Origin of the sequence: Aporhodopirellula aestuarii (assembly GCF_023701485.1) — a bacterium.
Classification (GTDB): Bacteria; Planctomycetota; Planctomycetia; order Pirellulales; family Pirellulaceae; genus Rhodopirellula; species Rhodopirellula aestuarii.
Window position 1 is genome coordinate 20,636 of the sequence record NZ_JAMQBK010000090.1, and the last position, 10,425, is coordinate 31,060.

The window sequence follows — 10,425 nt, forward strand, 5'->3', positions numbered from 1 at the left end:
GAAAACGGTAACAAGGCGTTCTGGTGAGTCGAACTCAGTGAAACAAGCTCCGAACGAGCGATCCAATGGCGTTATCAAACCGATCCCACCGTGAATTCGCGATTGAACCAATCGAGACCAGCACAACCTTCCATAGCCTTCGTTGTTCCAGGCACCGGTGTTACAGCTTTCACAACTCGCGTAAGACAGTGAGTACTTGAGATTGCGTGAAAAGCGGCTCGCAGAGAAAGCAGCATTTGTTCGTTGGCTGTTACAACGTCGCCGCTACACGATCGGGCGGCGTAACAAACACACTGCGAAGCCGTGGCCCACGCGTCCTACGATCCGAGCAGCACGTTTCGGAACGTGAGCGACACGCGGCGCGTCCGAAGAACACGCTTGCCATCAACGACGTCTGACTTGCGACCCGCGATCGCGTGCTTCCAGAGATAACGAGACTCACCGTGCAAGACGATGACGCTGCGGGATTGCAGATGCACCGTTCTCTTCTCGCCGGTGTCCACATGGGTAAAGTCCATATCACACGATGATCCAAGCGTGATGGACGCGATCGTGTCGTGGAAACAAGGTTCACAGTCGACGTGCGCGGAAATCCCTTGACCAGGGAGATACTCGTTCACGATCAACTGATCGGGCAAGAGACGAAACAAGCCCTGCTGGTCGAGCATCGAGGCGACCCCTGCTGCCCAGTCAGGGAGCGGCCCCAAGAACATGGACTCGTCGATTCTCCGAGCCTTGTAGTCATACTTGAAACCATAGTGTTGGACCCTGCGTTTTAGGTCGTCCAACCATGGTGAAGCGTCAACGACTTCAAGAAGCGACGCTTCCTGCGAAGGACTAAGGAAGTTTTCAACGTAAGTAAGCTGTGGGATAGATTCCATGAGCGTTGGCACCTGTGAAGGAAGTGAGGATAGGCGATTCGTCGATACATCTACGTTCCTTACAATCGCACCTGTTACGGCTACATGAGATCATTCCTTGCAACTCCATTAGCCGTTTGGGCGTTAGCCCCGGTTGAATGAGGGAACCATGGCTAACGCCAAAACGGCGAATAAACTGAAACAAATCACCAGACGTACTTGGCACCCCACAACCCCCAGGAGAGCAGCAGAATCCAGCATTAGGCCAAGCCTTGGGCAGTCGATGAAATTCATGCGACTCGTAACAATTGGGGCAAACTTGCTGTCACATCAGTAACACACATTGTCCCCGCGACGTGTTGCCTGGTCTTTGTGAAACCCTGGCGGGTTTACTCAGCGATCAATGGCGATCACAACCTCGCTCGACTCTTGGACGACAGCGACTCGCCCAGAAACGAACACCACCACGGTGCCACCGGGATGTGAGGGCGTTGGATCGTCAGACCAAACCGAGGTGAAAGGTGACGAGTGCCAAGCCGACGACGTCAGGCTGGCGTCGCGAGCGAGCATGGTCATGTCGGTCTCTGGGATCGCACTCAAACGTTGCCCGAGCACAAAACCGTTGAACAAATAGTGAGAAGCCTTCACTTCAAAAGGGCTACCGCTCGCTGATAACATCGTGACGGGAACATCCAGGTTTTCCGGGCAGGTGAGAGCCTGGGGACGAAAACGACTGGCAAGTTGAATGTTCTGATCGGCATCGACCGTCAAGCTGGGGTCAAATCCTTTGCGAAGTTCGTCTTGTTCGAGATAGTGAAGAATGTCGTACGACCAGCCCGCGTCCGAATCGAGCATCAGAGGTTCTGTGGGCAATTTGCGGAAACTGTCATGGAACATTTGCGAGGCCATCGCGATTTGACGAGCGTTACTCAGGCACGCCATTGTCCGCGCAGATGCCCGTGTACGTTGGACTGCGGGAAGAAGCATCGCCAGCATTATCGCGATGATTGCGATCGACGCGATGAGTTCAATCAAAGTGAAAGCAATTCGCTTCGTGCGTTTCATTTCACGATTCCTATTGAGTTGGTGTTGCCTTACAAATCCAAACGGGCGGCCGTGGCTATCACGACCGCCCAGAAAATCACCACAACTTCCTAACGAAAGCTGTACAGCCGAGCGTCCGAATTGAATGACACCCAGCCATCGCCGACCCTTCGCACCGTACCATCCCATGGGTCCATGTAGTACGCTTGCCCTCGCGTCGTCTTGTACACCAACACCCAGTGCGTCGATGATCCAAGCGGACGACGCGACGCGACAACGTACACCGCACCTCGCCCGATCCCACGTCCGACCGCTGACCAATTACTCGGGAGTCGCGACCGACCAATGTACTTCAGCCCACCCGAGCCATCGAAGCTGGCGGCGACGTCATGCTTCAGCAGACCATTGGAGTCGTAGCCGCCACTGCGGTTCAGAAACCCGTTCAAATCGCCAGGCGTGGTCCGAAGGGCGGCGGCGAGGCAGGTCATCAAGCAGCCGTAATCCCCCACCTTCAACGAACTACTTCCCATTCTGTCGTTCTTCCATTTCGCATCTCGCTGCGAATAAACATTGATACGAAGCGACTGAGCATTCACGCTCGTCGCAGAAACCACGACAACCATCAAACCGAGAATCAAAGTTCTAAACATCTTCTTTTACCCTAGCGCCCGATGTAAACGACTCTCGTCCCTGGGCAAGCGGACTTCGAGTTGACGATCCGAAATGTCTCGCCGGTAAAACCCTGCGTGCTACAGACGGGCCTGTTACCGTCACAAGTAACACGCTGGCAATCAAAACAGCCTGAAAAAGCACGGAATTCGGGAATCAACGAAGCACGAGAAAGTACGAAAAACCTCTCGCCCTGTAACAACGGTGGCTCTATCGCTATCGCAGCCGTAGCAGTCACGATCGTCGTATTTCGTGTGCTACCAGCGGTAGCCAGAACGCTCCCCCAAGTCTCTTGCATTGGTTGACGCTCGTCGGCCTGAACAAGTCGCGCTATCAAGAATCCAACGCACTTCCACGCTACTCCAAGCAACAGCGGATGATGTTCCGCTCACGCTGTTTCCGTGGTTCGTTTTTTGCAACGCCTGAACCAACATCCGAGAACGGTGTCTGCTAAAATTGGCGGACACAGTTCAACGTCCAAGAGGAACACAGATGACAGCAGCGATGGCTACGACCCAACCTGACCGAGTTTTGGTCCGCACGACCAATGCCATCGTTAATAATTTTGTGAATGCGCCAACACAACAGAAACAGCGTCTCGTCTGTTCGTACGAAAACGACTTTGCCAAACTCTGGGGACTCGACCGTGGTGAATTTCTCAAGCGGCTGTCACCCGATGACACGCTCGTCGTCGTTCGACATCAAACCAACGGCCCCACCGACGATCTTCCTGAGATCGGCAAACATCTCACCGTGATCGACTGGGCCGTCTGGTTCGGCTTGCGATGCCTGGACGAAAAACAGCCCGTCCCGCACGTCGTCATTCTCGACGCCACCCGCCAAAGCAACCCGACCACCGACGCAGACCGTTTCATGGCGATGTTCCCTGGCCGGGAAGTAGCCGCCCTACCATGGCTGACCCACATCACCGCTATCCCAGGCGAAGACGAATCAAGCTGCTTGGTGAGATTGCTACCCGCTATCGGACAACACTCTCCAACGCCGCCCGATCACGACGCCAGCATGATCCGTCAACTCTGGCAGAGCTTTTTCTTGAGACCAACTCAGCCATCGGATAACCATGCGCTCGCGAATGTTCTTGGAGCGTCTTTGTTCTTGCGAAGTGACAATGACGAGAACAGCCGAACTGCACTTCAGCGTATGCTCACGGCGCTTGGCCTCTTCCCCGATCGGGACGCAGATTTCAGGAAGCGCAACCCTCAAGGCAAGTTGTACGCTCAGCTACAAAGGCTGGTTTCAACGCTACCAAAATTCGACAAAGCCGACGTAAATCTTCTGCTCGTCGATGATTCTGCCATTCGCCACGGTTGGCTTCAATTTCTTTCAGAACAACTGGGGATAGGACAGTCAAGAAACGCTGTCGACGAAAATCGTGTTGTCACGACTCTCTACGAGCATCGAATCACGTTGACAGGCACAGAATTGACGGGTGAACTCCTCGAATCAATTCGGCGAGCAATAAGTGTCAATAGTCGCCGCCTTCGCTGGGGCGAGCAATCCCGTCCCATTGATCTTCTCTTTCTAGATTTAAGGCTATACGAGCGAGAGTCATTAAACCTTGAACGCGACTTTTTCGTGAGAGTGATTGACACGTACGAATCTTGGAGCACGCGAAGTAAATCGAACGGATGGCCTGTCATTGGGAACGATGAATTGACTCGGCTGCGTCAATGGGCCGTGAAGGAATCAAACGAAAAGGCGTCTCGTAGCGACGAAATGTACCATTCGGCTGTTACCTTGCTTGCAAGATTGATCGCCGGTGTTGATCCATCTCTACCGATCGTGCTGTTCTCTTCAACGAACCAGAAGGTGATCACAGAGGAACTCAAAGAGTACGGCAGCATCTTCACTCAGTTTGCCAAGCCAACTTTGATGGCGGACAGTAACTCGCGAGATATCGATGCGGTAATGCTAAACCTCGCGGAAGCTTTTGAGCATGCTTGTCGCTTAGTCAAAGCGAGACGACTGTGTCAGCATATTGAAACGTGTAAAACGCGAACTAAAGTACGACCTGAACAAAAAGAAACAGGCCGGTGGAATGTCCAGCTATTTCTCGATGAAACCTACCGAAAGAAACGCGGGCTTGTTGTCGGTGGTTTTGTTGTGGCATTGCCACCCAGTGTGGATGCTATTCAATTCGATGCTGAATTGCGAAGCTTCTTTCTTAGAAAGCTGGGCTCGAATGATACGTACCCGTCCCATGGACTGCCAAAGAATAAGGAAGCTCGTAGGGTAGCACTGCTGAAGGCTATCCCTGAATTGCGAAAATTTTGGCTGAAGAAAAGAGCGTCAGTCATACCCTTCACGCTTTGCGGGCAACTTCGGTCTTCAGTACATTCCGATCTCGAACGATCGAATGTCTTTCGTGACGAACATGTTGGCGACAACCTTCACCGCGAGCTGATGAGAAGCTCGCTTGAGTATGCCTGCTACACTTTGATGCCCACTCTTCTTCCGCACGAAACGGAACATGATCTTTGGTTTCACGCGCCAACTCGTGTTCAGTACGAGTCCAGTATGGATGCGCAGGTCTTAAACGAAGCTTGGGGAATCCGCACGGCTCCCGCCGGTCGAAATGTTCGTTGCCATGTATTCTCAGAGGATGATGCGAGGGGGATTCTTGAGGAAATAGAGCGGGAATATAACGGCAGCTCGATTACACCCCGTCCCGTACTCGCACGAGCATACCACCTCGATTATTCAAAGCAGGAAGGTGAGAACGAACTGACATTTATCATGCACCATCTCGCCGATGCTTTCCTAACCGTTTTTGATAAGCCGTTTGAGTTCAAAACAAAAGAAGATGAGGAGCTAACCAAGAAGAAACGTGAAGAACAGGAATCAATCAACGAGGGAATAGAGCCGCTCAAGAATGCCTTGGTCGATATCGACTACGGGCCTGACTCCTATTACCTTCTCAAAGCAAATCGCGAGTTCGCACACGGAGAATACGCCCAAGCGATTTTCTATGGGACATCAAGCGGCAAATCAATTCCCGGCTTTGACGGTGCAGTCGATGTATTGAAAGATTCTGCGGTGGCATTGGTTGGTCCTGATTGCATCTTGCTTGGAAACCTGCTGGTCGATGGCAAACTCGAACGGATTGGAAATCGCCGACTAAAAGGCAAGATTGTTCAATTTGGGGAAAATCCTGAAAACGTAGTCGTGATCGAAAGCTCGGGCAGAAAATTCACGACAACAAGGAAATACGTCAAGGCGATTCCAAATCCCAGGATCGGCCAGAATGTGACTTTTTTTGGAGTTCGTGAATCGGTACCGCTCGACGGATGCTTTCGGGCAAATGATGTGAGGTTGGCAAAATGAGTCAGTTGGTTGTTATGGGCGAATCGGTTTTGGCGCGGACCCTCAGCGTTTTATTGCGTCAACGCATGGGAGATGATGCCGTACAAGATGCTGCGAATCTCAAGCAGGCCAGCAAGCACCTGTGGCGAGCGGGCGATAGCGCGACCCTCTGCGATACCACCCACTTGCTTTACGTGGCAACCAAGACGCCGTTAACGGAGAATCTTGTTTTCAGAACTCACTGCCAACTTCGCCCAAGCGAAACACGGTCGACATCGCTGTCGAACAGCGACACAGTTTGGTGTGGGGCAATTGTTTTTGTCTCCGCGATACGCTGCGACGTGCACAAACTGGCCAACACTGGACCGTTCGCCAAGCTGAAAGTGGGCAATTACGTCCTGCCATTCCCGCTGTCGTTCATTGAATTGATGGCAACAATGAAACGCTGCGAACCACTTCTCGGCGAGAGTTGGAAAAACCAGCTCATGGCCATCGAAGGACTCGCTGCCATGAAGAAGTGCCTAAACCAAGTCGCTGGGAGCGCCTCGCATGAGACATCAGCCGCTTGCGAATCCCTGCGAGTTGCGATTGATAACGTACTCGACGACCGATTGCTGAATCGGTTGCTGGAGCATCGCGAAGTAATTGGCGAGTTGCGAGCAATCAGCAAGTCGATCAGCGATGCCAGAAACCCGCTAGATCCAAGTGATCTTGTAGCGAGAGTCCGCAAAGCGCTGGCCAAATACCTTTAACAAATCCACGTAGAGAATAACCAATGCCTGACCCCATCGTCGTAATCGTCGAAGACAACAATGAATGGCGCCTTGAACTGACCAAAATGTACTCTCGCATTCTTCGAGGCGAAACGAACAGCAGAAAGCCTGATCCGACGAAGCATCAATCGGTATTTGCTTTTTCGACTGCCCTTGAAGCATTGGAGTTTCTAAGGACTAAAGCAAGGGGTGACCGCGCCCCGAAATCACAAGTCGACATTCTCTCACTCGATCTGAACCTAAAACACGAAAGCGGCGGCACCGGAGTAGACGTACTGAAACGAGCGGTAGCCCTTGGAAACAAATTTGTTTCGATCATTATCTCTGGCTACGCGGACGATGACGAGTTGGCCGAGCAACTTGGAACAAAAGAATACGGTCGCCTTCTGTCGCTCGAAGCTTTCGCGACAGGGCTTACAAGGTGTCCATCATTTTCTTGGGACAAGAAGAAGAACTTTAGCGTTGTAGATCAAGTGAAGGCAATCGAGACGATCCTTGTCAGCAAGTATCCGCAAGGAAATGTTCTCCGCAGTCTCGCGGCTGACCTTCAGTCACCGTCAGTCGCAGACTTAAACGGAAAGACTCTCTGCCTTCACTTTGAGTTGCCCAGCGAGCTTGTGAAGCCCAGCACAAAGAGGTGCTTTGATCTACGGGACTGGGAAGAAGTTGACCAGATGTCAATGTGGAGTGGGGTATTCAAGCGACGGCACCCCGACGATGAGTTTGAGTTTGATCTTTCAGATATGTTGACCAAGCTAATTTTTTTAGCAGACCCACCGAAACCAGGTGCAGGTCAAAAGTACCCAAAATATGTCGCAGGGCTTTCGCTTCAAGACGACGTTGCTACTCCAGCAAAGAAAGAGGATTGGCTAACATCTTCGCCAGATGATTTGACGCCACAGGAATGCGTCTTCTTCCTGCGTTTAATTGCATCGCAAGAACCTGGAAGAGCGTCGGGTAAGCAAGAAAAGCCTCAAACGAGTGAAGCGCAGGTCGTTCCAATCCTGCCTGAACTAGTAATCACAGGATTAGAGGACCAATCCGGATGGACCGGTAAAAATCATAGCAAGGATAAGCCAAAAATTTATCGGCCGGGAGATTCTCTGGTCGTCAGGCTGCGCGACAATGCGGAAGACAGTCGCAGTCAAGCGATGGCAACGGCGATCAGTCGCCTGAACACCAAGCTGAAGCGACTTCTCGGCAACGTGAATTTTGACGTCGTCGAGAACGTGGACAAACGATACCGAGTGCAAAATGCGGTGGAAGAAGACTTGGATTCCGATTTACCAAGTACTTTCGCTCTGGCTGGCAGAGGGGGATCATTCTTTATTCACCGAGTTTGATTCTTCAAGGGCCACGCAATATCGAATACGCGAAACACGTGATTGGGGAAAACAATGAGCTTTGCAGTTATGCTTTACGCTGATCATGGCGAGGAGTTCACTCGTGACGGGCTGGTAGAGCTTTTCCTGAACATGGGCGCGGTGTATCAGGAGGATGAGTACTACACCGACAAGGGTGAGATCCCGCCGATGCCTTATCCTGGTCTGTACGGCTGCATTAACGTGGTCGAGAAACTGCGAACCAACGAACATGGATTCACTTGCGTGGCCTGGGTGAACTTGGGGAAGGCTGCCAAGATTGATGAGCAACTTCCGATCTTGATGCAGATCGCTGACAAATCCGGATTCAAGTTCATGGACGATGATGCGGACGGTGGTTTCGTCGAGCTCGACGCAGAAGGAATCAAGCAGCGTTTTATACAGGAAACGGCTTGAATCTACACGATGCTGTTCGGCGACGATCGTGGCGATCGAGATAAGGCTGAGTAGCCTACGGCTTTCTAGCTCTTGGAGTTCGCAGGCTTCTTCGCTACGGATTTGCCCAATTCGGTTTCTTCGGTGTAGAACTCTTGGGCTGCTTCTTCGCTAAACTTCAATGGCCACTCGAATAGGCGGCGAGCTTTGGTTTTGTTGTTGCGGGGAACGTCTTCGCCGGTGACAAGGCGGTAGGACTCGGCGACGTTCGGTTCGATCGTTCTCTCGTCGTTGTCGTTGTAGGTGGTTTTCGGGTTGGCGATCAGCGCGGCCTCAAAGTAGCGGGCGATTAAGCGGGCGAAGGCGTCTTGCAGCTTGGGCCATTTGCCGTCGAGTTCAGCTCGCGGGCGGCCGTCGAACTGGAATGACTCGATGTGGTCGATCAGGCTGTCCACGGTTGCGGGTGCGATTGTTTGTGAGGGCTGGGTGGCGACATCGGCTGCTGGTTGTTGGTCGGGTTGGGTGGAGTCGGTTGCTGGTCGTTTGGTTGGCGATTGTGGAGCGGATGCTTGCGTCTTGCGTTGGGGCAACGGGATGTCATCGGGTGTCAGGCGGTCGGCTCGCGGAGCCAAGACGATGGCGCGTTCGATGGCGTTTTTGAGTCCTCGGATGTTGTCGGGCCAGTCGTAGGTCTGCAAGTGCTCGATCAGGTCGGATGAGATTCTTCGCGGCGTTTCTCGATTTCGATCCAGTTGATTGATGAGCAGATTGACGATCACTGGCAAATCCTCCATCCGCTCACGCAGCGGTGGGAGTTCCAGCGTGACGACGTTGAACCGTGGCAACAGGTCGTGACGGAACTCGGCGTTGTCGACCATCGCTCGCAAATTTTCGTTGGTGGCAGCGATAAAGCGAACGTCGATATCAATCGGCTTGCCTTCCTCTCCGCCAAAGGGGACGAGTTGCCTGGACTCCATGACCCGCAGTAACTTGCTCTGCACGGTTGGCGGCAAAGCGCCCAGTTCGTCGAGGAACAAGTCGCCTTGGTTAGCCGCTTCGATCACGCCGACACGATCCGTCTTGGCATCGGTGAACGCCCCCTTCCTATGACCGAAGAGTTCTGACTGAGCTAAGTTCTCTGAGAAGTTGGCGCAGCTTGTTCTGATTTGAGGGCCTGCGATCGACGGACGGCTCCAACGCATCACATACTCAGCCAACAATTCTTTCCCTGTGCCGGTTTCACCCAAGATCATCACATTGGCGCGGCTTTGGCCCACGAGCCTCGCCATTTTGAGTGCCTTGTGCAGCGACAGCGACCGACCAGCGATGCACCCCATTTCGTCAGGAATCAGCCCGAGATCGAAGATGCACTGTCGAAATTTTTCCTTGTTGGCACTCTTCGGTAAAAACTCCTTCACGCCCAACTGCGAATAGAGTTCGTCAATCTTTCCTTTGTCTTTTTCCTTACTGGAGAGAATGACGACGGGGATATCGGGGAACCGTGATCGGATTGCACGGATCAACTCCAACCCAAAGTAGGTTTCCGGTTGCCGGTCGCGATCGCATCCGACCGGAGCGCCCGGTTCATCCTGGCTGCTTACCTTGGTCACTTCGCCGGTGGGAAATTCCATGTCAACGAAAACGCAGGCCCAACGATCGCGTGGCTCGCATTCCCAGCCTTGGCGAACCGTTTCCAAGGCACCCTCGATGTCGTTTTTGACAACATCGCCCACACGAGAACACTGTGGCAATTGCCCACGACAGAACGTCGCGCGCGCGACCGGATCGCTGACGGTGGTGACTTTGCCGTCATGGTCTCCCGTTTCATCGACCAAGCCAAACCACTTGCACTGGGCACGGCGCAGTTCGTTCTGCTTGCCACTCGCGCGTCCGCTACCCCATTGGTCGTCGATGATCAGGATGCGGGGCAGTTCTTGAAAGTTGCGATCAGACATTGACACTTGGCTCAGCAGTAGAACGTAACCGTCCACCAGCACC

The 10,425-nt window shown here is 52.9% G+C and carries 8 protein-coding genes; 4 read left to right on the forward strand and 4 right to left on the reverse strand.

Annotated features, from left to right (window positions below; translation table 11 throughout):
- Nucleotides 1-317: 317 nt before the first annotated feature.
- From NB063_RS28475 to NB063_RS28485, 3 genes are all read right to left on the reverse strand, one after another.
- Nucleotides 318-881 carry an alpha-ketoglutarate-dependent dioxygenase AlkB gene (locus NB063_RS28475; protein ID WP_250932476.1) on the reverse strand — a complete coding sequence of 188 codons (564 nt, stop codon included), beginning with the start codon at nucleotides 879-881 and terminating at the stop codon, nucleotides 318-320.
- 372 nt (nucleotides 882-1,253) lie between these two features.
- A complete protein-coding gene (locus NB063_RS28480) occupies nucleotides 1,254-1,925 on the reverse strand; it encodes a DUF1559 family PulG-like putative transporter (RefSeq protein WP_250932478.1) in 672 nt (223 codons plus the stop codon).
- An 89-nt stretch (nucleotides 1,926-2,014) separates the two neighbouring features.
- Nucleotides 2,015-2,554: a hypothetical protein gene (locus NB063_RS28485; RefSeq protein WP_250932480.1), complete on the reverse strand. Its 540-nt coding sequence runs from the start codon at nucleotides 2,552-2,554 to the stop codon at nucleotides 2,015-2,017.
- Between the two features lie 772 nt (nucleotides 2,555-3,326).
- Between NB063_RS28485 and NB063_RS28490 the strand changes: the two genes are divergently transcribed.
- From NB063_RS28490 to NB063_RS28505, 4 genes are read left to right on the forward strand one after another with little or no spacing between them, the layout of a single operon-like run.
- A complete protein-coding gene (locus tag NB063_RS28490) occupies nucleotides 3,327-5,918 on the forward strand; it encodes a hypothetical protein (protein ID WP_250932483.1) in 2,592 nt (863 codons plus the stop codon).
- Nucleotides 5,915-6,649 carry a hypothetical protein gene (locus NB063_RS28495; RefSeq protein ID WP_250932485.1) on the forward strand — a complete coding sequence of 245 codons (735 nt, stop codon included), beginning with the start codon at nucleotides 5,915-5,917 and terminating at the stop codon, nucleotides 6,647-6,649. The genes NB063_RS28490 and NB063_RS28495 overlap by 4 nt, the downstream gene beginning before the upstream one ends.
- Before the next feature lie 23 nt (nucleotides 6,650-6,672).
- A complete protein-coding gene (locus NB063_RS28500; RefSeq protein WP_250932487.1) occupies nucleotides 6,673-8,013 on the forward strand; it encodes a response regulator in 1,341 nt (446 codons plus the stop codon).
- A 54-nt stretch (nucleotides 8,014-8,067) separates the two neighbouring features.
- Nucleotides 8,068-8,448 (forward strand): hypothetical protein, encoded by a 381-nt coding sequence (locus NB063_RS28505; protein WP_250932489.1) that lies wholly within the window; start codon nucleotides 8,068-8,070, stop codon nucleotides 8,446-8,448.
- A 65-nt stretch (nucleotides 8,449-8,513) separates the two neighbouring features.
- On the opposite strand, the gene NB063_RS28510 is transcribed toward NB063_RS28505, so the two are convergent.
- Nucleotides 8,514-10,425: sigma-54-dependent transcriptional regulator (locus NB063_RS28510; RefSeq protein WP_250932491.1), on the reverse strand; the 1,912-nt coding region annotated here is incomplete at its 5' end.